This window comes from Pseudonocardia nematodicida (assembly GCF_040105385.1).
Lineage (GTDB): Bacteria > Actinomycetota > Actinomycetes > Mycobacteriales > Pseudonocardiaceae > Pseudonocardia > Pseudonocardia nematodicida.
Map to the genome: position 1 here is coordinate 19,473 of NZ_JBEDNQ010000009.1, position 21,376 is coordinate 40,848.

The 21,376-nt window shown below is 73.5% G+C and carries 24 protein-coding genes and 1 tRNA gene; 12 read left to right on the plus strand and 13 right to left on the minus strand.

Annotated features, from left to right (window positions below):
- The first annotated feature begins 37 nt into the window (after nucleotides 1–37).
- On the plus strand, nucleotides 38–1,195 hold the full coding sequence (locus tag WIS52_RS20785) for an FtsW/RodA/SpoVE family cell cycle protein (RefSeq protein ID WP_349300268.1): 1,158 nt from the start codon (nucleotides 38–40) through the stop codon (nucleotides 1,193–1,195).
- On the opposite strand, the gene WIS52_RS20790 is transcribed toward WIS52_RS20785, so the two are convergent.
- Both WIS52_RS20790 and WIS52_RS20795 read right to left on the minus strand, forming a co-directional pair.
- Nucleotides 1,188–1,835, minus strand: coding sequence for an anti-sigma factor family protein (locus WIS52_RS20790; protein ID WP_349299983.1), 648 nt, complete (start codon nucleotides 1,833–1,835; stop codon nucleotides 1,188–1,190). The genes WIS52_RS20785 and WIS52_RS20790 overlap by 8 nt on opposite strands.
- Before the next feature lie 20 nt (nucleotides 1,836–1,855).
- Nucleotides 1,856–2,395: a sigma-70 family RNA polymerase sigma factor gene (locus tag WIS52_RS20795; RefSeq protein ID WP_349299984.1), complete on the minus strand. Its 540-nt coding sequence runs from the start codon at nucleotides 2,393–2,395 to the stop codon at nucleotides 1,856–1,858.
- Nucleotides 2,396–2,544: 149 nt separating this feature from the next.
- Between WIS52_RS20795 and WIS52_RS20800 the strand changes: the two genes are divergently transcribed.
- Both WIS52_RS20800 and WIS52_RS20805 read left to right on the plus strand, forming a co-directional pair.
- A tRNA-Gly gene (locus WIS52_RS20800) sits at nucleotides 2,545–2,615 on the plus strand.
- Between the two features lie 242 nt (nucleotides 2,616–2,857).
- On the plus strand, nucleotides 2,858–3,274 hold the full coding sequence (locus WIS52_RS20805; protein WP_349299985.1) for a zinc-binding dehydrogenase: 417 nt from the start codon (nucleotides 2,858–2,860) through the stop codon (nucleotides 3,272–3,274).
- A gap of 15 nt (nucleotides 3,275–3,289) precedes the next feature.
- Here the strand turns inward: WIS52_RS20805 and WIS52_RS20810 are convergent, their stop codons facing one another.
- Nucleotides 3,290–3,682, minus strand: a complete 393-nt coding sequence (locus tag WIS52_RS20810; protein ID WP_349299986.1) for a MerR family transcriptional regulator — start codon at nucleotides 3,680–3,682, stop codon at nucleotides 3,290–3,292.
- 3 nt (nucleotides 3,683–3,685) lie between these two features.
- Nucleotides 3,686–4,297, minus strand: a complete 612-nt coding sequence (locus WIS52_RS20815) for a TetR/AcrR family transcriptional regulator (protein ID WP_349299987.1) — start codon at nucleotides 4,295–4,297, stop codon at nucleotides 3,686–3,688.
- Nucleotides 4,298–4,426: 129 nt separating this feature from the next.
- On the opposite strand from WIS52_RS20815, the gene WIS52_RS20820 reads away from it, so the two are divergent.
- From WIS52_RS20820 to WIS52_RS20840, 5 genes are all read left to right on the plus strand, one after another.
- The gene (locus WIS52_RS20820) at nucleotides 4,427–5,368 is read left to right on the plus strand and encodes a CPBP family intramembrane glutamic endopeptidase (protein ID WP_349299988.1); all 942 of its coding nucleotides are present in this window, start codon (nucleotides 4,427–4,429) and stop codon (nucleotides 5,366–5,368) included.
- A 138-nt stretch (nucleotides 5,369–5,506) separates the two neighbouring features.
- Nucleotides 5,507–5,797, plus strand: a complete 291-nt coding sequence (locus WIS52_RS20825; protein ID WP_349299989.1) for a hypothetical protein — start codon at nucleotides 5,507–5,509, stop codon at nucleotides 5,795–5,797.
- Entirely contained in the window at nucleotides 5,790–5,993 is a 204-nt protein-coding gene (locus WIS52_RS20830; RefSeq protein WP_349299990.1) for a hypothetical protein, read from the plus strand. The genes WIS52_RS20825 and WIS52_RS20830 overlap by 8 nt, the downstream gene beginning before the upstream one ends.
- Before the next feature lie 115 nt (nucleotides 5,994–6,108).
- Nucleotides 6,109–6,948, plus strand: coding sequence for a glycosyltransferase family 2 protein (locus tag WIS52_RS20835; protein WP_349299991.1), 840 nt, complete (start codon nucleotides 6,109–6,111; stop codon nucleotides 6,946–6,948).
- Between the two features lie 131 nt (nucleotides 6,949–7,079).
- Nucleotides 7,080–9,845 (plus strand): AAA family ATPase, encoded by a 2,766-nt coding sequence (locus WIS52_RS20840; RefSeq protein WP_349299992.1) that lies wholly within the window; start codon nucleotides 7,080–7,082, stop codon nucleotides 9,843–9,845.
- Between the two features lie 32 nt (nucleotides 9,846–9,877).
- Here the strand turns inward: WIS52_RS20840 and wrbA are convergent, their stop codons facing one another.
- The 3 genes from wrbA to WIS52_RS20855 form a co-directional block, all read right to left on the minus strand.
- Complete coding sequence (gene wrbA, locus WIS52_RS20845; protein WP_349299993.1) at nucleotides 9,878–10,477, minus strand: NAD(P)H:quinone oxidoreductase; 600 nt, start codon at nucleotides 10,475–10,477, stop codon at nucleotides 9,878–9,880.
- 97 nt (nucleotides 10,478–10,574) lie between these two features.
- The gene (locus WIS52_RS20850) at nucleotides 10,575–11,525 is read right to left on the minus strand and encodes a DUF5996 family protein (RefSeq protein WP_349299994.1); all 951 of its coding nucleotides are present in this window, start codon (nucleotides 11,523–11,525) and stop codon (nucleotides 10,575–10,577) included.
- A gap of 13 nt (nucleotides 11,526–11,538) precedes the next feature.
- Nucleotides 11,539–12,264 carry a flavodoxin family protein gene (locus tag WIS52_RS20855; RefSeq protein WP_349299995.1) on the minus strand — a complete coding sequence of 242 codons (726 nt, stop codon included), beginning with the start codon at nucleotides 12,262–12,264 and terminating at the stop codon, nucleotides 11,539–11,541.
- Between the two features lie 335 nt (nucleotides 12,265–12,599).
- Here WIS52_RS20855 and WIS52_RS20860 point away from each other — a divergent pair, with 335 nt between their 5' ends.
- Both WIS52_RS20860 and WIS52_RS20865 read left to right on the plus strand, forming a co-directional pair.
- Nucleotides 12,600–12,935 carry a GNAT family N-acetyltransferase gene (locus WIS52_RS20860; protein WP_349299996.1) on the plus strand — a complete coding sequence of 112 codons (336 nt, stop codon included), beginning with the start codon at nucleotides 12,600–12,602 and terminating at the stop codon, nucleotides 12,933–12,935.
- A gap of 100 nt (nucleotides 12,936–13,035) precedes the next feature.
- Complete coding sequence (locus tag WIS52_RS20865; protein ID WP_349299997.1) at nucleotides 13,036–13,929, plus strand: universal stress protein; 894 nt, start codon at nucleotides 13,036–13,038, stop codon at nucleotides 13,927–13,929.
- 4 nt (nucleotides 13,930–13,933) lie between these two features.
- Here the strand turns inward: WIS52_RS20865 and WIS52_RS20870 are convergent, their stop codons facing one another.
- On the minus strand, nucleotides 13,934–15,118 hold the full coding sequence (locus WIS52_RS20870; protein WP_349299998.1) for a low temperature requirement protein A: 1,185 nt from the start codon (nucleotides 15,116–15,118) through the stop codon (nucleotides 13,934–13,936).
- A 62-nt stretch (nucleotides 15,119–15,180) separates the two neighbouring features.
- Between WIS52_RS20870 and WIS52_RS20875 the strand changes: the two genes are divergently transcribed.
- Entirely contained in the window at nucleotides 15,181–16,335 is a 1,155-nt protein-coding gene (locus tag WIS52_RS20875; RefSeq protein ID WP_349299999.1) for a low temperature requirement protein A, read from the plus strand.
- Between the two features lie 9 nt (nucleotides 16,336–16,344).
- On the opposite strand, the gene WIS52_RS20880 is transcribed toward WIS52_RS20875, so the two are convergent.
- Nucleotides 16,345–16,647 carry a hypothetical protein gene (locus WIS52_RS20880; RefSeq protein ID WP_349300000.1) on the minus strand — a complete coding sequence of 101 codons (303 nt, stop codon included), beginning with the start codon at nucleotides 16,645–16,647 and terminating at the stop codon, nucleotides 16,345–16,347.
- Between the two features lie 340 nt (nucleotides 16,648–16,987).
- On the opposite strand from WIS52_RS20880, the gene WIS52_RS20885 reads away from it, so the two are divergent.
- The gene (locus WIS52_RS20885) at nucleotides 16,988–18,166 is read left to right on the plus strand and encodes a DUF6236 family protein (protein ID WP_349300001.1); all 1,179 of its coding nucleotides are present in this window, start codon (nucleotides 16,988–16,990) and stop codon (nucleotides 18,164–18,166) included.
- Nucleotides 18,167–18,203: 37 nt separating this feature from the next.
- Here WIS52_RS20885 and WIS52_RS20890 read toward each other — a convergent pair whose 3' ends face one another.
- The 4 genes from WIS52_RS20890 to paaB form a co-directional block, all read right to left on the minus strand.
- Entirely contained in the window at nucleotides 18,204–19,424 is a 1,221-nt protein-coding gene (locus WIS52_RS20890; protein ID WP_349300002.1) for a CoA transferase, read from the minus strand.
- A gap of 178 nt (nucleotides 19,425–19,602) precedes the next feature.
- Complete coding sequence (paaD, locus tag WIS52_RS20895) at nucleotides 19,603–20,106, minus strand: 1,2-phenylacetyl-CoA epoxidase subunit PaaD (RefSeq protein ID WP_379611389.1); 504 nt, start codon at nucleotides 20,104–20,106, stop codon at nucleotides 19,603–19,605.
- 20 nt (nucleotides 20,107–20,126) lie between these two features.
- The gene (gene paaC, locus WIS52_RS20900) at nucleotides 20,127–21,023 is read right to left on the minus strand and encodes a 1,2-phenylacetyl-CoA epoxidase subunit PaaC (protein ID WP_349300004.1); all 897 of its coding nucleotides are present in this window, start codon (nucleotides 21,021–21,023) and stop codon (nucleotides 20,127–20,129) included.
- Nucleotides 21,020–21,325, minus strand: a complete 306-nt coding sequence (gene paaB / locus WIS52_RS20905; protein ID WP_349300269.1) for a 1,2-phenylacetyl-CoA epoxidase subunit PaaB — start codon at nucleotides 21,323–21,325, stop codon at nucleotides 21,020–21,022. Before paaB ends, paaC begins: the two co-directional genes overlap by 4 nt.
- Between the last annotated feature and the right edge of the window lie 51 nt (nucleotides 21,326–21,376).

The window sequence follows — 21,376 nt, forward strand, 5'->3', positions numbered from 1 at the left end:
CGGTCCGCGGCCGTGGTGGGAGGACACTGATCGGGTGATGTCCCCGCGGCCGACAACGGCGTCCGGGCCGGACGGCCGGTCGCGGATCCGCGCCGCCGTCACCTGGTTCGGGCGCCTCCCGCCGCTGCACCTGTTGCTGGCGGTGACCGGCACGCTGCTGCTCGTCGGCGTCGTGATGGTGCTGTCCGCGTCGGCGGGCGGCCGGACCGTGGCCGACGGGATGGTGCTCACCGTCTTCGTCCGGCACCTGATCTTCCTGGTCGGGGGAGTGGGCGCGTTCGCGGTGGGGATGGTCCTCTCGCCGGCGCGGTTGCGGGCCTTCACGCCGTTGTTGCTGTTCGCCTGCCTGGCCGCGCTGGTCGCGGTGCTGATCCCCGGCATCGGGGAGGTTCGCGGCGGCGCGCGGCGGTGGATCTCGGTCGCCGGGTTCACCGTGCAGCCCGGCGAGATCGCCAAGATGGTGCTGCTGCTGTGGGGCGCGCACGTGCTGGCCCTGCGCGGACGCGCGGTGCGGCACGGCCGGTACGCGGTCCTGCCGCTGGTCCCGGTCGCGCTGCTGATCGCGGCCCTGCTGATGCTGCAACCCGCACTGAGTACGACGGTCGCGCTCGGCGTGATCATGTTGGCGCTGTTGTGGTTCGCCGGAGCTCCGCTCGGACTGCTCGCCGGCCTCTCCGGCGGAGCGGTGCTCGGTGCGGTCGTGCTCGGCTGGACGTCGGAGTATCGGCGGGAGCGGATCACGACGTTCCTCGGCGCCGGCGACGAGCTCGGCGCCGGCTACCACTCCCGGCAGGCGCTGCTCTCGCTCGCCGATGGCGGGGTGCTCGGCACCGGCCTCGGCCAGGGCCGGGCGAAGTGGGACTACCTGCCCAACGCCGCCAACGATTTCATCTTCGCCGTCGTCGGCGAGGAGCTCGGGCTCGTCGGCGGCCTCGTCGTCCTGACGTTGTACGGGCTGCTCGCCTGGGTCGGCCTGCGGATCGCGGCCCGGACCAAGGACACGTTCCTGCGGCTGGTGACGGCGGCGACGGCGACCTGGGTGGCCGCCCAGGCCGCGATGAACGTCGGCTACGTCGTGGGGCTGCTGCCGGTGACCGGGCAGCAGCTCCCGCTGGTGTCCGCGGGCGGGACGGCGCTGGTCAGCACGCTGTTCCTGCTCGGCGTGGTGGCCAATGCCGCCCGCCGGCTCAGGTAGCGGTGAGGTCGCCGCGCAGCACGGTCGCCCCCGAGGTGTCGACGACCTTGAAGCCCTCCGCGTCGCCGCGCAGCACCGACGAGTTCATGTTGCAGACCATCTTGCTCTCCCCGGTCCCGATGAACTCGCCCGCACCGACCTCACGCCCGTCCTTCGACTCGACGACCATCCGGTAGGTCGCACCGGAGGCGAAGCCGTCGCCGTCGAGCACGATCTCGACGCCCCAGGTGTGCGGGATCGCGACGGCACTGACCTCCACCCCGGGCTCCATCGCCTGCACGGCGACGGGTTCGCGCGGGATGCCGTCGTAGGCACCGGCCGCGTAGCCGCCGGCGCCGCCGACCAGCAGCGCGACCGCCGCGGCCGCCGCGAGCGTAAGCCGGCGGGGGGTGCTGCGGCCGCGCTCTGCGGCCCGTCCCTCCGCGCGGGCCGCGGCCACGATCCGGTCGCCCAGGTCCGGCGATGGCACGGGTGCGTCGCCGAGCCGGGCAGCGTCCACGGTGGACAGCGGCCCGAGGACCGAGGAGACCTCGGCCAGTTCCGCCCGGCAGTCGGCACACCCGTCGAGGTGGGCCTGCACGGTCGCGGCCTCCTCGGCGTCGAGGCGGCCGATCGCGAAGTCCCCCAAAGACTCCCGCATCGTGCGGTGCTCCTCCTGTGTCACGGTTCCACCCCCATCTCGTCCATCGCCAGCCGCAGTGCCTTGAGGCCGTAGAACACCCGGCTGCGCACCGTGCCGACCGGAACGCCGGCCTCCGCCGCGATCTCCGCGTACGGACGCCCGCGCAGGTAGGCCTCGACGATCGCGTGCCGGTGCTCCGGGCGCAGCCGCCGCAACGCCTCCTCGACCAGCCAGGAGTCGACGAGCGCGTCGTCGGCCGGGCCGATCGAGTCCTTCCCGGACTCGGGCTCGTCGGTGAGCTCGCGACGCCAGGGTCGCACGGTCAGCCGCCGGATCTCGTCGATCACCACGTTCCGGGCGATCGCGAACAGCCACACCCGCAGGCTGGCCAGCGACGGGTCGTAGGACCCGCCCCGGCGCCATGCCCGCAGGAAGACCTCCTGCACGACCTCCTGCGCCCCGCCGTCGTCACCGAGCTGTCGCAGCGCGTAACGGTAGATCTCGGCCCCGTGCGCGCCGTACGCGGCCCGTAACCCGGCCTCGGTGTCGAGGCCCGGCTCCGGCGGTGGGGTCTCCACCGGCCGGAGGCCGCGTCTGCGCGTCATCATGGGTGTCCGATACCTCCGCTACGCCGTGTTCTGGCAGGACATACGTACCCGGGGGCGAAGGTGTTCACGGGCGCGTCGTGGGATACGCTGGCGGGGCACGGCCGGTGACGGCCGGGCATGCGGGCGTAGCTCAATGGTAGAGCCCCAGTCTTCCAAACTGGCTACGCGGGTTCGATTCCCGTCGCCCGCTCAGGTGGTTCTACCAGCGGAAACGGCGCCTACTCCCGGTCTTGGGAGTGGGCGCCGCCGTCGTTCTGTGCAACTGACGTGCAAGAGGCCGTGGCCGGGTTCGCCGAAGCCCCCGGGCCGCAGACGGCGAGACGTTGTGGAAGTCTCGGACCCACCGTGCCGAGCTCGGACAGCCGCAGCCGGGATTCGGCGTGTGCTCCCGCGTCGACGAGACGGTCCAGGAGCGCGCGGGACCGTGGCTTGATGGTGGCCGGCACCGACAGTGCGGCCAAGCGGGACCGTGCGACGGCCAGCGGGGCGAGCTTCGTCGACTACGCCGCCGGGGACGTCGTCGAGCGGCTCCGGGTGCACGCCCCGGACGGGTTCGACGGCGTGGTCGACACGGTCGGGGGCGAGTCCCTGCGCCGCGTCGCCCCGCTGGCCGCTAAGCCGGACATGCTCGTGTCCGTCGGGGACCGGTCGGTGACCGAGCTCGGTGGGGAGTTCGTCCGTCGCCGCCTCGACCGGAGCAACCTCGAACGCGTCGCCGCGTTCATGGTCGACGGGCGGCTCGACCCGGACATCACCGCGACCTACCCGCTCGCGCGGGCGGCGGAGGCGCTGGCGCTCGTCGAGTCCCGCCACGCGTCGGGCAAGCTCGTCATCGACATGCGGCTCTGATCTCGTGCCCTGACCTCAGGAACCCGCGCCGAGCCGGTGCCGGGTGTTCGCCTCGATCACGGCGTCGAGGGCGTCCCGGGCCTCCGCGATCCGGGCGAGATCGGCGGTCAGCCGGTCGCGCTCGTGCACCATGGTGCGGAAGGCGTCCTCGGCGACGCCGACGTCGTCGCTGTCCACACAGGGCAGCAGCCGTGCGATCACCGAGCTGGTCAGCCCGGCGTCGAACAGCTGCCGGATGATCGCGACCCGCGCGACCCCGCTCTCGGTGTAGTGGCGCTGCCCGCCGTCGGACCGGGTGCTGTGCAGCAGGCCCTGCTGCTCGTAGTACCGCAGTGACCGGGCGCTGACCCCGGTCCGCCGGGCCAGCTCGCCGATCCGCATCGTCGCGCGCGGGGGAGTCGTGGGCATCGGTCAGGTCCTCCCGGGGTTCAGGACACAGTCGACGGCCATGTAGAGCGTGTCGGTCTCGGAGGCCAGGACCGACTCGCCGGCCGGCAGCGCCCGCTCGAGTCCGAGTCCGTTGAGGACGGTGAGCAGGAACCTCGCGCGACGGGTGTTGTCCCCCTCGGGCAGGGCGCCCTCGTTGGTCAGCACGGTCAACCAGTACTCCACCCGGCTGCGCACCTGCTGCTCGATCGCGGAGTAGGTGGCCGAGATCTGTTCCGTCGGTTCGGGGACGACGAACTCCTCGACGGCGCGGCGGGTGGCCTCTCGTGCCCGGGCTCCGACCCCGATCTCGGTGAGCACCTGTCCGAGGGAGCCGGCCAGGCGGTCGCGGGCCGGTACCGACGTGTCGGCGATTCGGTCGCCGGGGACCGCGCGATCGTAGATCCGCGTCAGAACCTCGTCCTGCAGTTCGCGCTGGGTCGGGAAGTGGTGCCGCAACGACCCGGTGCTGATCCCCGCCCGCGCCGCGACCGCACGCACGCTCAGGGCGGCCGCCGGGTTCTCCTCGAACATCTCCAGAGCGGCCAGCAGGGCCTTGTCCCGGCTGCTGAGCTTCTGCCGCTCCGCCTCGTCCATCGTCGAACGCTAACACGCCGTACTGGGGCGCCGAGCTGCGCTGACAGTTGCTAGTACGCTGTACTAGTACAGTGTGCTACCGTCGCACTCGATCTACTAGTACAGCGTGTTGGTCGAGGAGGGGCTCCCATGATCACTGACATGAAGCGACGCCGGGGAGCGGCGACCGTGCCGCCCGGCGTCGAGTACCACCGGGTGCTCGCGGGTGAGGAACGCCGCATCGGCCGCGGCATCCTCGCGATCGTGCTCCTGCTCGGAGGTCTGGCCGCGTTCTACGCGGTGCTCCTGGTGGGCGCGGCCGCGCTCGACGCCGCGATCGGGACCGAGGACCGGCTGTCGTACACGCCGCTGGTCCACGCCGCGGGGATGGTCGCGGTCGCCCTGCTCCTCCCGTGGAGCATGTTCATCCAGCGCCGGCTCTACGGCGTCCCCGGCGCCTCACTGCACTCGGTGCTGTCCCGGTTCCGGTTCGACCTCTTCGGGCGGGCCCTGCTCCTGATCGTCCCGGTCTGGGTCGCCGCGCTCGTCGTCGAGCACCTGACCCCGCTGCCGACGGCCGTCTGGACGCACGCCGACGTGCTCTGGATCATGGTGGTGACGCTGCTGCTCACTCCGCTGCAGGCGGCCGGCGAGGAGTACGGCCTGCGCGGGCTGGTCTTCCGGGTCGCGGGCGGATGGGCCCGCGACCCGCGCGTCGGACTCGTGATCGGGGTACTGGTCTCCAGCGTCGTCTTCGCCGCGATCCATTTCTCGAGCGACGGCTGGCAGAACCTCTGGTACCTCGTGTTCGCGATCGGGACGGCGCTGATCACCTGGCGGACCGGCGGGGTCGAGATCGCGGTCGTCCTGCACGCGGGGTACAACACCCTGGCCTTCGTCCTCGCCGCCGCGCTGCGCGCCGACGTCGGGAACGTCGTGTTGGACCGCTCGGCGGGCGCCGGGACGGCGGCCGAGCTCGTCCCGATCGCGGTCATCGTGATCACGACGGTGGTGGTGTGGATCCGGACCCGTCGCGGCCCGGCCCGCACTCCGCAGCCCACCGCCCCGGTGGCCGCGGAGTCCCTGCGGTGACCACGGTCGATCCCGGGTGCGGAGGTGCCCGACACGGTCCGCGATGAGCGGAATGACCGCGATGTGGCCACGTGGCCCGACGCCACGTGGCCACATCGGCGGTCTCGGCGACCGCGTGCGGGGAGGACCGTGGCCCTCATGACGCATCCCGACGAGCAGATCGCGAACAATCGCCGCTTCGCCGACACCGACGCCAAGGATCACGTCCCGCAGATCCCCTCCGTCGGCGAACAGGCAGGCCTACATCGCCACCTGCATCGATCCGCGGGTCGATCCGCCGATGTCTTCGGCCTGTCGTTCGTCGCCGCCGGTCAGGGCGGACTGCTGCCGGCGACGACCCGGCGCGACATCGCGCCGTTGGCGGCCGCGCTGAACGTCGTCATCGACCGCGCCCCTGGAACCCGGTCCCGAGGAGGACGGCATGGCTGACGGCGACGACGAAGGGCGGCGCGACGACGAGCTCGCCGCCGCGGTGGACGAGGCCGTGGCCGACGAGCTGAAGCGCCGCAGGGCCCGGTTCCTCCAGGAGATCATGGGCGCCGACCGGGAGGAGGGTGTCGGCCGCCGGGACGGCGAGCGGGAGGACCGCTTCCTCCGCGGCCTCGACGACGACCCGCCCGGCTGAGCCGGCGCCCACCCCGGCGTCGCCCGAGTGGTCCGGGTCACGACGTCTTGAGTGTGCCGCTGCGTCATGCGTCGTACTGAGCATCGAGGTTCGGCACGACGAGAACGGAGCGACCATGTACCCCAGGCAGCACCACGCACGCAGCGCGACGCGGGCCGGTCCCCACCCGGCCGTGAGCGTCGTCGTCCCCGTGCGCAACGAGGCGAGGAACCTCGAGATCGTCCTCCCGGCGCTCGCCGAGCTGCGGCCCGCGCTGCACGAGATCATCGTCGTCGACGGGCACTCGACGGACGGCTCGCTCGAGACGGCGCGGCGCGTGCTGCCCTCGGTGCGGACCCTGACCCAGACCCGGAAGGGCAAGGGCAACGCCCTGGCCTGCGGCTTCGCCGCGGTGACCGGGGACATCGTGGTCATGTTCGACGCCGACGGCTCCGCCGACCCCGCGGAGATCCCCGCCTTCGTCGCCGCACTCACCGCCGGCGCCGACGTCGCCAAGGGCAGCCGGTTCACCGCCGGTGGCGGCAGCGACGACATCACCCCGCTGCGCCGGGCCGGCAACTTCGGTCTCAACACCGTCGCGAACGCGCTGTTCGGCACGTCCTACACCGACCTCTGCTACGGCTACAACGCCTTCTGGGCGGACCTGCTGCCGGCGCTGGACCTCCCGGCCACGGACGCGCCCGCGCCGGCCGGCGGCATGCTGTGGGGCGACGGGTTCGAGATCGAGACGGTGCTGAACACCCGGATCGCGGTGGCCGGCCTGGCGGTCACCGAGGTGCCGTCGGTCGAGCGCCGCCGGGTGTTCGGCGACACCAACCTGCGGACGTTCGCCGACGGTGCCCGGGTGCTGCGCACACTGTTCGCCGAGCGCCGTCGGCGGTCCGTGGGACCCCGGCCGACCGCGACGCCGGGCGCGACCGGCCCGGTCCGCACCGAGCGCCCCACGGCCGCCTGAGCCCGGGCGCGCGAGGCGGCACACCGGAGAGGAGCGGGTAGCTGTCCGTCCCGGTGACGATTACCTAGTCTGGTGTGGAGGGACCCCAAGGGACCAGACGGACTGAGACGGGAACGACGCTGACGGACCTCGTGGGCCGGCGCGCGGAGCGCAAGGCGGTCGAGCACCTGCTCGCGCAGGCACAGTCCGGGCGCAGCGGGGTCCTCGTCGTGCGCGGGGAAGCCGGTATCGGCAAGACGGCGCTGATCGAGCACGCCCGTGACAACGCGGCCGCGTCGGCGTTCCGGGTGGAGAGCTCGGTCGGGGTGGAGTCCGAGACCCAGTTCGCGTTCGCCGGCCTGCACCAGCTGTGCGCACCACTCCTGGACCGCGCGGACGCGCTGCCCGACCCGCAGCGGACCGCTCTGGGGGTGGCGTTCGGGTTGCACGGCGGTGCCGCGCCGGACCGGTTCCTGGTCGGTCTGGCCACCCTCAACCTGCTGGCCGAGGTCGCCGAGAAAGCGCCGCTGCTGTGTCTCGTCGAGGACGCACAGTGGCTGGACGAGGCGTCCGCGCAGGTGCTCGCGTTCGTGGCACGACGGGTGGTGGCCGAGCGGATCCTGCTGGTGTTCGCGCTGCGCGACCCCACCGACCGGGACGTCCGCGCGTTCGCAGGCCTGCCCGAACTGCGGGTGCACGGCCTCGGCGAGGCCGAGGCCCGCGCGCTGCTGGCCGCCGCGGTCCGCGCGCCGCTGGACGACGGGGTGCGGGACCGGATCGTCGCCGAGGCGCGCGGCAACCCGCTGGCGCTCCTCGAGCTGCCCCGCGGTACGCAGCCGGCACAGCTGGCCGGTGGGTTCGAACTTCCCGACGTGCCCAGCGTCCCGCGCCGCGTCGAGGACGGCTTCCGGCGCCGCTCGGACGACCTGCCCGCCGAGACCCGGACGCTGCTGCTGGTCGCGGCGGCCGAGCCGACCGGCGACGTGGACCTGCTGTGGCGCGCGGCCGCCCAGCTGGGGATCGCGCGCGACGCGGCCGCGCCCGCGGAGACCGCCGGCCTGCTGGAGATCGATACCCGCGTGCGGTTCCGGCACCCGCTGGTGCGGTCGGCGGTCTACCGGGCGGCCGCGCCACCGGGCCGTCGCGCTGCGCACGGCGCGCTGGCCGCCGCCACCGACCCGCGGACCGACCCCGACCGGCGCGCCTGGCACCGTGCGCAGGCGGTGTCGGGCACCGACGAGGACGTCGCCGCGGAGCTGGAGCGCTCGGCCGGCCGGGCGCACGCCCGCGGCGGGTCGGCCGCTGCAGCCGCGTTCCTGCGGCACGCGGCGGAGCTGACCCCGGACCCCGCGCTCCGCGCGAGCCGGGCGCTGGGGGCCGCGCACGCCACGCACGAGGCCGGTGCGTCCGAGACGGCCTCGGAGTTGCTGACGGTCGCCGCGGCCGGGCCGCTGGACGCCCTGGCGGGCGCTCGTCTGGAGCTGCTGCGCGCCCGGATCGCGTTCCACCTGACACGCGGCAGCGAGGTGCCGGGGATGCTGCTGGACGCGGCCAGGACGCTCGCCCCGCTCGACGCCGCGCTGTCGCGCGACACCTACCTGCACGCGCTCGACACGGCCATCATCGCGGGCGGCCTCGGCCCCGGCCGCGGTGTGTCGGAGGTGGCCGAGGCCGCCCGGGCCGCCCCCGCACCACCCGGACCGCCGGGGCCGGCCGACCTGCTGCTCGACGGGCTGGTGACCCTCTACACGCAGGGATACGCGGCCGGCGTCCCCGAACTCCGCCGTGCGCTGGAGGCCTTCTGCGCCGACGATCCGCCCGCCCGGGCTGCCGCCGCCGACGACGACACCCGCCGCTGGTTGTGGCTGGCCAGCCGGACCGCCCTGGCACTCGTCGACGACGAGCTGCTCGTCGTGCTGGCCCGGCGGAACGTCCGGCTCGCCCGCGACGCCGGCGCGCTGGCCGCGCTCCCCGCGGCGCTGCTGTTCCTGTCGTCCGCGTCGGTACTCGCCGGCGAGCAGGGGCGGGCCGCCGAGCTGATCGCCGAGGAGGCCGCGATCACGCAGGTGACCGGGGGTGTGTCACTGCGCTTCGGCCGGCTCGTGCTGGCGGCCTGGCGCGGGCACCGGTCCGAGGCCGTCGAGATCCACGCCGCTGCCGTCCGGGAGGCGACCGCCCGCGGGAACGGTGCCGAGGTCTCACTGGCGCAGCACGCTCTGGGGGTGCTCCACAACGGACTGGGCAACTACGCGGCCGCGCTGGAGGCCGAGGAGCGGGCGTGCGAGTCCCTGGAGCCGCCGCACATCAACCTGGCGCTGCCCGAACTCGTCGAGGCGGCGTCGCGCGCCGGTCGGCCGGAGCGCGCGGCCGTCGCGCTGGACCGGCTCAGCGCGCGGGCCCGCGCCGTCGGGACCGAGTGGGCGCTCGGGCTGGCGGCGCGCTCGCGCGCGCTGGCCGGCACCGGCCCGGGCGCCGAGGACCACTACCGCGAGGCGATCGAGCGGCTCGGACGCTGCCGGATGGTCGTCTACCTCGCCCGGACGCACCTCGTCTACGGCGAGTGGCTGCGCCGCGAGGGCCGCCGCCGGGAGGCTCGCGACCAGCTCCGCACCGCCCACGAGCTCCTGTCGGAGGCGGGCGCCGAGGCGTTCGCCGCGCGCGCGGCCCGTGAGCTCCGGGCCACCGGCGAGACCCCACGCGCGCGCAACACCCGGCCGACCGACGCGCTCACCGCACAGGAACTGCACATCGCCCGGTTGGCGGCCGGCGGGGGCACCTCCCGGGAGATCGGCGCGCAGCTGTTCCTCAGCCCTCGCACGATCGAGACCCATCTCCGCAACGTCTTCCGCAAGCTGGACATCACCTCCCGCCGGCAGCTCAGGGAGCTGAGCTCGCTCCGGACCGAGAGCAGCCCGTAGCCGTCGCCGCCGGCGCGGGGGAGGAGCGCTGCTCAGCCCGCCAGCCGCTCCGCGACGGTCACCACGCGGGTGGCCAGGTGGTGCAGGGCGGCGATGTCGGCCTCTCCGAGCTCGGCGTCGTTGTCCGGGCCGGTCACGTGCGAGGCGCCGTAGGGGTTGCCGTCGACGAACTTCGTCGGGTCGGTGTAGCCGGGCGCCACGACGATCCCGCCGAAGTGGTGGATCGTGTTGTACAGCGCGAGCAGGGTGGACTCCTGGCCGCCGTGCAGGGTCTGGCTGGCGGTGAAACCGGCGTAGACCTTGTCGGCCAGCAGGCCCTGGCCCCACTGCGGTCCGAGCGAGTCGATGAAGGTCTTCAGCTGCCCGGCGATGTTGCCGTAGCGGGTCGGGGAGCCGAACACGACCGCGTCGGCCCACACGATGTCGTCGGGGGTGGCGGGTGCCGTCTCGGCCTCGGCCTGCGCGGCCTGGGAGTCGGTGGCCCGGCGGTCGCCCTGCGACGCCTGGCGGGTGACGCGCCGTACCCGCACCTCGGCGCCGGCCTTCTCGCCGGCCTCGGCGGCGTGCCGGGCCATGGCGTCGAGGGTGCCGGTGGCGGAGTAGTAGACGATCGCGAGCTTGACGGCGCTCATGGGTGCTCTCCTGGGGGCGTTTCTCGTGCTCGGGGGATGGACGTGAACGGACGACGCCACGCGGGCTCCGCGCGGCGTCGTCCGAGGGGGGATCAGGTCAGGAGACGCGCGGCGTCTCGGTTCCCGCCCACCGGGAGGGGTCGTCCTCGAGGGCGGCCCGGTCCCAGTCGGCGAGGTTCGCGGCCGCCTCGTAGGTGGTCTGCAGGAACTGGGCGACGGCGCGGTCCGGGTCGGGCGCGGCGCGGGCGACCTCGTAGGGCAGCAGGAACTGTCCGAACTCGGCGCTCCAGAACGCGCCGTCGGGCCCGATCGGTGCGTCGGCGAACCCGTCGGGGCCGGGGTAGGCGTAGGCGTAGAAGGCGCCCTCCTCGCCACCGCCCGGCCAGAACCCGCAGCTCGACAGCTCGCGGGAGTAGCCCTCGACCATGACCCAGTCCCCGCAGTTGGGCGCCCCGCCCGGGTGCGGGGGAGCGGGCCGGCCGGAGAACCGGGTGCAGGCCAGGTCCATCGCGCCCCAGAAGAAGTGCACGGGAGAGACCTTGCCGACGAAGTGCGACCGGAACTCACCCATCACCCGGTTCGCCTGCAGCAGCTGGCGCCAGAACAGGGTGGCGGCCTCGCCGTCGTAGGAGGAGTGCACGTGGTCCTCGGCGAACGGGATCGCCGGGTCGACCTCGTTGGGCGACGGCCGGATCGGTGCCTCGATCCCGAGCTGCCCGAGCAGGTCGAGCAGCCCGGCGTAGAACTCGGCGACCGGCATCGGCCGCAGCGGCAGGCTCCGCGTGCCCCCGTCGCTGCTGCGGACCTCGAGCTGGTGGCCGATGAAGTCGAACTCGATCTCGAACGCCCCGGTGCGGTGCGGGATGGTCGAGGTCGTCAGCCCGCGCGGGCTGACGTAGAGGGTGACCTGCCACCAGTGGTTGACCAGTGGGGCGTGCGCCATGCGGATCTTGCCCACGATCTGGGTCCACATGTGCAGGGTGTCGCGGGTGGCGGTCCAGTCCGAGACCCGCAGGCTCGGCCAGCTCGTCGTCGTGGGGCTGCTCATCAGCTCCCCCTCCTCAGCGGTACTCGGGATTGGCGTGGTCGGGATCGCACCCGGCGTCCCAGGCCGTGCGCTGGTTGCCGTAGGCCGGGAACCCGCCGGAGCGCCGGATCATCGACGCGAGGTGCAGCAGGTTGTAGGTCATGAACGCGAGGTTGCGGTTGGTGAAGTCGTTCTCCGGACCGCCGGAACCCTCGTCGAGGTAGGACGGGCCGGGGCCGACCTCACCGAGCCACCCCGCGTCGGCCTGGGGCGGGACGCTGAACCCGATGTGTTGCAGGCTGTAGAGGATGTTCATCGAGCAGTGCTTGAGACCGTCCTCGTTGCCGGTGAGCAGGCAGCCGGCGACGCGTCCGTAGTAGGCGTACTGGCCGTGCTCGTTGAGCACACCGGAGTAGCCGTACAGCCGCTCGATCACACGCTTGGTCACCGAGCTGTTGTCGCCGAGCCAGATCGGTCCGCCGATGACCAGGATGTCGGCGGCCAGCACCCGGGGGAGCAGCGCGGGCCACTCGTCGGTGGCGACCCCGTGTTCGGTCATGTCCGGGCGGACGCCGGTGGCGATGTCGTGGTCGACCGCGCGGATCTGGTCGACGGAGACCCCGTTCTTCTCCATGATCGCCACGCTGCGGTCGATCACGCCCTGGGTGTGGCTGCGGCCTGGGGAGCGGTTGAGGGTGCAGTTGATGTACATCGCGCGCAGACCGGTGAAGTCGGGCTTCTCGGTCACGGATGCGGTCATGGGGTCCTTCCGGGTCTTCGGTCCTGCAGCGCCCCGCGGCGCCGATCTCCTCGGCGCGCGCGAGTCCGCTCCGCTGCGAGTGTCGAGTGCCGGGGCCGCGGCCGAATCGGTCGGGCAATCGGTCGGCCCGTCGTGGCCGGGACGGCGGACGACGGTCCGACGTCGTCGGCCGCACGGGGTTTCCCGCGCATCCGGTCCGGGCACGCCCGCACCCGGTCGTCGGCGTGCGCCGGCGCGATGACCCATTGCGTACCCGATTCGCTCGGACCCGGACCTTCGTAGCGTCGACGCCACGCGCGCCACGGGTGCCGACACCGACGACGAAGGAATCGGACATGGACGACACAGCGGGCGCGCCCGAGGTCTCACAGGCGGCCGGGGCGAGCCGTTACGAGGTGCGGGTGGACGGTGAGCTCGCCGGGCTCGCGGCCTACGTCGACCGGGACGACCAGCGGATCTTCTACCACACCGAGATCCGCGACGAGTTCGGCGGACGCGGGCTCGGCGGCGTCCTGGTCTCCCGGGCCCTCGCCGACGCCAGGGCCGCGGGGCGCCGGATCGTGCCGATGTGCCCGTTCGTCGCCAGGTGGGTGAAGACGCACCACGACGTCGACGACGTGCTGGACCCGGTGACCCCGGAAGCGATCGCGGCCGTCCGCGAACGCGTCTGAGAGCTCCCGGGAGGACCTCGGCCGTGCAGTTCGACCTCGACACCGACCTGATGCGCCTCGCCACCGGCGGCGCGTCCCGCCCCGATCGGAACGGAACACGATGAACGCACGCGCCATCACCGTCGGAGTCGACGGATCGGAGACCGCACGACAGGCCGTCCGATGGGCGGCCCGGGAGGCCTCGCGGCGCGGCGCTCCGCTGGTCCTCGTGCACGCCTTCGACACCATGCACCTGCGCCGGAGCGCGGGAACCGAGATGTGGATCGACGATGTCGAGAAGAAGCTGGCCGCCGAGTCGACGGCCGTCCTCGACCAGGCCAGGGCGGACGCCGCCGAGATCGACAGCAGCGTCGCGGTCGAGGCGGACTGCCGCTGGGACCGTGCCGACCCCGCCGTCGCGCTGCGCGCCGCGTCCCGCGACGCCCTGATGGTCGTGCTCGGCTGGACCGGCCGCGGAGCCCTCGGGACGGCGCTGGGCTCGGTGACCCTGGCCGTCGCGTCGCACGCCGAGTGCCCGGTCGTCGTCGTCCGGGGCTCGGTCTCCGACGAGTCCCGGCCGGTCCTCGTGGGTGTGGACGGCGGCCCGCTCTCGGACATCGCGCTGGCGCACGCGTTCGACGCGGCCTCGCACCACGGGGACCCGCTGCGCGCCCTGCACGTGTGGACCGACGCCGACACCAGCCGCGCGCACCTCGGCACGATGTTCGCCAGCCCGTGGGAGACGATGCGCGAGGCCGAGGAGCGCGCGCTCGCCGAGCGGCTGGCCGGCTGGCGGGAGCGCTATCCCGACGTCGAGGTGGAACGCGTCCTGGAGCGGGCCGACCCGCGCAAGGCGCTGGTCGAGCAGAGCGGCACGGCCAGGCTCGTCGTCGTCGCCACCCGCGGGCGCGGCGGGTTCGCGGGGCTGCTGCTCGGGTCGACCGGCCTGGCGCTGATCCAGCACGCGGACGCCCCCGTCATGCTCGTCGGACCGGAGGCCGCCCACCCCGCCTGACCGGCTACCTCGACGGCGCGCGCGGCCGCCCGGTGTCCCGCTCCGTCAGCTCGGTGGTCACCGCCAGCCCGACGACCACCGCCAGCACCACCAGCCCGATCACGATCGCCGGCAGCGCAGGCCCGGCGAGCAGCGCCGCCGCCGCGGCCACGACGAGCACCGCCGTGGCCACGTACCGGGACGCCCCGGCGGCACCGGTGCGTCCCCGCAGGTACAGCGCGTTGCCCGCGAGGTAGAGCAGCGGGCCGGCGACCGAGGCCAGCACCAGCGCCGTGGAGTTCACCGGGTCCGTGAGGTGCAGCTCGATCGCGACCGCGAACACGACGGCGCCGGCGATCATCAGGCCGTGCGCGTAGGCGAACGCCGCACGGGCGGCGCGGGTCGAGCCGTCGCCATCGCTCGCCCGGGAGCCGTGCCCGGCCAGCGCGAAGTAGGACCACCACAGCGCGACCAGGCCGGTGAAGCCGAGCAGGGTGATCAGAACCGCGTACGGGGTCACGACCTCCAGGTCGGTCAGCGTGAAACCCATGATCAGGATCGACTCGCCGAGCGCGATGAGGAACACCAGCCGGTTGCGCTCGGCCAGGTGCTCGACGTCGACCGGCCACGTTCCCATCGGGGTACGTCCCAGACCGGGGACCCGGAACTCCAGACGCGGGCCCGCGACGTCGACGGCGATGGCGACCGCCCAGACCACCAGCCGCGCCACCGGCGGGAGGAACGCTCCGGCGACGAACAGTGCCGATGCGCCCGCGCTCCACACCAGCAGGTTGCGGTAGTTGCGCGCCACGACGTGCCCGCGCAGCGCGATCACCATGAACAGCGGGCGGCCGATCTGGGCCGCCGCGAAGCACAGCGCGAACAGCAGCCCGCCGTCGCCGAACGCGCTGGGCAGGGTCAGCGCCATCCCCAGCGCCGCCAGCATCAGCGCGGCGTTCAGCAGCCGTACCGACGGCCGTGCCGGGTCCAGGTAGTTCATCGCCCAGGCCGAGTAGTTCCACAGCCACCACACGGCGCCGAACAGCACTGTCGTCTCCAGCGCACCGAGCGGGGTCAGGTGGTACAGCAGGGTGTGCGAGACCTGGATGATCGCGAAGACGTAGACCAGGTCGAAGAACAGCTCGATCGGGGCGACCTCGGAGTCGCCCGGCCGCCGCAGCAGCCGCGGCCGGATGTCCTGTGTGGTCATCGTCGTCCCCTTCTCCCGTCCCGACCGGGCCGAAGAGTAGTGCGAGGCGCAACCATGGTGGCGTGAACCTCGGTCTGCGCCCGATGAGCCCGCGCGACCCGGCCGAACGGCACCGCGTCGCGAGCCCGCTGGAGCTGTTCTTCGACCTGGTGTTCGTGGTGGCGGTGTCGCTGTCGTCGGCGAGCCTGCACCACACCGAGACCGGCGGGGAGATCGGCGCCGGCGTCGGCTCCTACCTGCTGGTGTTCTTCGGGATCTGGTGGGCCTGGATGAACTTCACCTGGTTCGCCTCCGCGTTCGACGTCGACGACTGGCTCTACCGGGTCACCACCCTGGTGCAGATGGCCGGGGCGCTGGTCCTGGCCGCCGGCACCCCGGCGGCGATGACCGGGACCGGCTACGGCGTCGTCGTCACCGGGTACGTGATCATGCGGCTGGCGCTGGTGGCGCAGTGGCTGCGCGCTGCCGGCTCGCACCCGGACCTGCGCACGACCGCGCTGCGCTACGCCGGCGGGATCGTCGTGCTGCAGGTGCTGTGGGTCGTCTGGGCCGTGTGGTTCCCGGGGACGGCCGGGTTCGTGGTCCTCGCCCTCGGCGAACTCGCGGTGCCGATGCTGGCCGAGCGGGCGCGGCCCACGCCGTCGCACCCGCAGCACATCGCCGAGCGCTACAGCCTGTTCACCCTGATCCTGCTCGGCGAGTCGGTCCTCGCGTCGACCACCGCCGTCGTCGACGCGCTGTCGACCGCGGAACACCTCGCGCCCCTGCTGCTGGTCTCCGGGTGCGGCCTGGTCCTGGCGGCGGGGATGTGGTGGATCTACTTCGCCCGCGAGCGGCACGAGCACCTGCGGGACACGCGACGAGCGTGGGTGTTCGGCTACGGCCACTACCTGGTGTTCGCCGCGGCCGGCGCGTTCTCGGCGGGGATCGCGGTGGCCGTCGACGTCGACACCTCCGCGACCGGGCTGCCGGCCGCCGCGGCCGGGGCGACGCTCACGGTGCCGGTCGCGGTCTTCGTGCTGGGCGTCTGGGCGCTGTCGCTCCGTCCGGCGCTGGCCGCCGGTCGCAACGTCGTCGTCGCGACCCTCGGCGTGCTGCTCGGGCTGTCGGCGTTCGCGCCGTTCACCCCGGTCGTCGCCGCGGTGCTGATGGTGGCGACGGTCGCGGTGATCGAGACGGCGCCGGAGCCGCGGACGTCCGTGGAGGCCCCCCGGTAGGAGAGGGGATCAGCTCGCGTTTCCCGCGGCCGCGTCGGCCAGGCACTCCGCGGTGGTCATTCCGGTCTGCTCGCGGCACGCCTGCAGCGCGTTCTCCTGAGCGATCTCGATGGCACCCGGGCCGTTGACGTAGTAGTCGTACTGCGCCGACCCGGAGGTGGCGTACCGGCGCTGTGCCTGCTCGCCGGCGGCGGTGGCACGGGCCGCGAGTACGTCGTCGACCGCCGTTCGGGCGGCCGTGACCGCGTCCACGGCCGACGTCGAGGCAGGCAGCCGCAGCGTCGGCGAGCCCGCCGCCGCGGGGACCGTCACCGGTCGATCGACGGTCGGCGCGGTCGCTGCCTGCGAGGCGTACGCCGAGCCTCCGCCCGCAACCGCGACGGCTGTGACGACCGCACTGATCAGAAACCGGACGGTGCTCTGCATGAGGTGTTCCCAGGGCTGGAGACGGACGCTGGTCGCCGACTGAATCGGCGCCGCCGGAAGGCCGTTAGCCGCGGCTGTTCGGACTCACCAGAACTGGTGAGGCACTCCGTGCAGAGGCGCCGTTCGCGGTCCTGTCCGGAACCGCCCTGATCCGGATACCCGATCCTGACGATTGCGCGGAACGATCGTCGACGTGCACCCTGCGGCAGTGGCCGGGTTACCGCCTGTGACGCTCTACTACCCGCACGCCTACTTCCTCACCGATGCCTGGCTGAAGACGGCGCTGCTGACACACGGCCACGTCGCCCGGATGCGCCCGACCGGCTACCCCGAGCCGGAGAGGCCGGTCGCGGCGGCGGTCCGTCGGGAGCTCCCGACGTTCCTGACCGATCTCACCCCCGAGCCGGAGGATCTCGACGCGGCCGCGGACGGGCTCCGGGAACTGCTCGGCTCCACGCCGAGGGTCCGCTCGATCTGGTCGACCGATGCGAGGCCGTGGGAGTACCGGGAATGGCTGTTCAACCACGTCCGGGCCCCCTGGGTGCACGAGGCGCCGGGTGCGACCTGGATATGGACGCCCGGTGAGGCCCGCATGAACACCGGCCTCCGCGAGGAGTTGCTCTCCGCGCGACTCGCGTACTGCAACGAGCGTGAGAACCCGGAGTGGCTCGCCGTGCACCCGGCCCTCGCCGAGATCTACATCGCCCTGCTCACCCACAGCGTCGCCGCGCGGAACCGGTTCGACGCGGCGACCGACGATCCGCTGGCACACCGGGCCTTCGGCGACGCGTCCGCGAACCGGATGCTCGACGTCCTCGGCATCCAGCTCGACACGGTCGACACGTTCCGTCCGGCCGTGACCGCCCGTACCGACGAGCTCCAGACCTTCTACATGCAGATCTCGGTCGAGGCCGCGCTGACGCCGACCGGACTGGACGAGGTGCCGGTCGAGCGCATCGTCGAGTTCCGCGCCGACCACGACGCGCAGCTCGCCGCGTTCCGCAGCCATGTCGCGTCGCTGCGGCCGACGATCGAGGAGATCGCCCGGATCGACGGGGTCCAGGGCGCGACCGTGCACCTGCGGGAGCTGTACCGGACCGAGACCCGCCCCCGGGTGGAGGAGTTGCGGGCCGCGCTGTCCGGACGCCGGATCGACACCGCGCTCGGGATGCTGAGCCTCAAGTTCGAACCCGCCACCGCCGCGGCGGCGGGCCTGGGGCTGGCCACCGCCGCTGCGGCCGCGGCCGCAGCCGACCACACCGGTGTCGGCAGCTTGTTCGTGCTGCCGGTGTCCGCCGCGCTGACCGTGCTGCCCTACCTGCGCCGGCGGCGGCAGGAGCGCCGGGACGCGGTCCGCGACTCGCCGGTCTCGTACCTGCTGAGCCTGCGGCGCGAGATGCGGTGACCCGGGCTCCGCCGTCCCGAACTGCCGGAGGGCAGGTTCAGCCGACGACGCCCCGGTCGTGCAACGCACCGATCTCGGCCGCCGACAACCCGAGCTCGCCGGCGAGGACCTCGTCGGTCTCCCGTCCCAGCCGGGGAGCCCCACCGGCCTCACCGTGCGCACCGTCCCAGCGGATCGGGGAGCGGGCGGTGATGCCGGTGCCCCCGCCCGGCAGGGCCAGGTCGGCGAGCAGCGGGTGGGCGCCGTCCCGGTACTGCCCGGCGACCCTGCTCATGCCCTGGTAGCGGCCCCACAGCACCCGGGCGGCGTTGAGTTCGGTCTCCACGGTGGCCGAGTCGCGGGCCCCGAACCACGGTCGCAGGACGGCGGCGATGGTCTCGCGCAGCCGGTAGCGCTCGGTCTCGTCGGTGAGGTCGGCGTCGAGGGCCTGCTCGAGCGCGGCGAAGACGGCCTCGGTCTTGGTGACGGTGAGCAGCGCGTTCCACTGGCCGGGGGTGAGTGCGACGACCATCACCCGGGCCCCGTCGGAGCAGGCGAAGTCGACGCCGAAGCTGCCGTAGACGTGGTTGCCGTGCCGGGGGCGCTCGTGGCCGTGCTCCTCGGCCTCGGACAGCCAGCCGAGGTTGGCGACGCCGGCGAGCGCGACGTCGGACAGCGCGATCTCGGAGTACACACCCCGGCCGGTGCGGGCGCGCTGGTGCAGCGCGGCGAGGACGGTGGTCGAGACGGTGAGGCCGGTGACCAGGTCCCACGCGGGCAGCACGTGGTTGACCGGGGCGGCGCCCTCCTCGGCGCCGGTGATCTGCGGGATCCCGACCTCGGCGTTCACCGTGTAGTCGACGGCCGGGCGTCCGTCGGGATAGCCCTGCACGCGGACGTGGACGAGGTCCTCCCGGCGGGCGGCGAGCACGTCGTTGGACATCCAGCGCCGTCCGACGACGTTGTCGACCAGCACCCCGCGGTCCGGGCCCGGGGCGGTCGCGAGGCCGACGACGAGCTCGCGGCCCTCCTCGGAACGCATGTCGACGGTGATCGAGCGCTTGCCCTTGTTGAGCGAGGCCCAGTAGTAGGAGTCACCCGTGCCGTGCCCGGCCGCGGGCCAGCGCCCGTGGTCCGGCCCGCCGCCGACCGGGTCGATCCGGATCACCGAGGCGCCGAGCTGGGCGAGGGTCATCCCGCCGGTCGGGCCGGCGACGAAACTCGCGCACTCGACGACGTGCAGCCCGTCCAGCGGGCGGGGGGAGTTGCTGCCGGTCACGTTCGATCGTTCTCCTCGGTGAGAGTGCTCAGCGGCCCGGACGACGGCGGTCGGGATCCCGCGTCGACCCTACGGAACCCGGCGTTCCCGCACCCTCAGATCTCCTTGCTGGTCCGGTCGATCATCGGGCGCGCTCCGCTCCTCGCTCGCCGGGGCTCGCTGCGATGCTCACGCACCCTCAGATCTCCTTCATGTGCTGGAAGGGCTCCTGGCACGACGTGCACCGGCGCAGGGCGGTGCACGCGGTCGGGCCGAACCGGGAGAACTCCTCGGTCGCCGGTGAACCGCACTGCGGACAGCGCACGGTGTGCGACGGCAGGTCGAGGGTGAGCGGGATCGGGCCGGACGGACGGGCGGGCGACGGTCCGGGCGGGGCGACACCGGCCTCGGCGAGCTTGCGCCGGCCGTCCTCGCTGATCCAGTCCGTGCTCCATGCCGGCGAGAACACCGTGGTGACCTCGACCGGCCCGTAACCGGCGTCGGACAGGCCGCGGGCGATGTCGGCGCGCATCTCCTCGATCGCCGGGCAGCCCGAGTAGGTGGGGGTGATCGCGACCCGGACCGCGACCCCGGCCGGGGTCGCGGTCTCGGTGACCGACCGGATCACGCCCAGGTCGGCCAGGGTCAGCATCGGCATCTCGGGGTCGGGCACGGAGTCGACCACGGTGCTCGCGTCGACCACGGTGCGCGCGTCGACCCCGGTCACCACGTCGCCTCCGGGTGCTTGCGGGCGAGGCTCTGCATGACCGCCAGCGCGTCCTCGAGCTTCTCGGTGTGCACACCCTGACGGCCGCCGCGGCCGCCGAGCGTGCCCGCCGGGCGCACGTCCGGGCGGGTCAGGGTCGCGCGCTCGAGGACCTGGTCGATGACGGAGTCGACCTCGTCGCGGGTGTCGGCGGGGTCGGCCGCGACCCCCGCCGCGACCAGCCGGCGTTCCTGGTCGGTGGTGCGGAACAGCTCGTCCAGGTACGGCCAGGCCCACGCCAGGCCGTCCTGCATCCGGCCGTGCGACTCGGCGGTGCCGTCCCCGAGGCGCAGCGTCCAGCGGGCCGCGTAGTCGCGGTGATAGGTGACCTCCTTGACCCCCTTGGCGGCGACGGCGGCGATCACCGGATCCGCCGAGCCCTCCAGCCGGGCGAGCAACGCCAGCCGCCACGTGGAGAACATCAGCAGCCGGGCGATCGCGCGGGCGAAGTCCAGTTCGTCCGAGGGCTCGACCAGCCCGACGCAGCGGAACCCGGCCGCGTCGCGCCGGTAGGCCAGGTCGTCCTCGTCCCGGCCGGCTCCCTCCACGTGCCCGGCCCGGGCCAGCAGGACCCGGGCCTGGCCCAGCAGGTCGAGCGCGATGTTGGCCAGCGCGACCTCCTCCTCCAGTTCCGGGGCGTTCGAGACCCACTCGGTGAGCCGGTGGCTGAGGACCAGGGCATCGTCGCCGAGCATCTGGCAGTACGCGGCCAGGTCCGCCGGCTCGGCGCCGTCGGGGACCGGGGCGACGATGTCGGCCTCGGACTCGGCGAACCCGGAGCCGAACGCCCAGCGCGGGTCGTCGTGCCCGGTCAGGCCGTCGTAGACGCTCTCGTCGTCGTGCCCGCCGCTCACAGGTGCGGCACCTCCTCCGGGATCGCGTAGAAGGTGGGGTGCCGGTAGACCTTGTCCGCGCTCGGGGCGAAGAACGGGTCCTTCTCGTCCGGGCTGGAGGCGGTGATCGCGTCGGCGCGGACCACCCAGATGCTGACGCCCTCGTTGCGGCGGGTGTAGACGTCGCGCGCGTTGTGCAGGGCCATCTCGTCGTCGGCGGCGTGCAGCGACCCGACGTGGACGTGGTTGAGCCCGCGCTTGCCGCGCACGAACACCTCGTAGAGCGGCCAGCCGCGCCGGGACGGCTTCTCGCCGGCACCGATCTCGACGCCGGTGGTGGGGACGGCTCCGTGGCCGCCCTCGGCGGTCAGCTC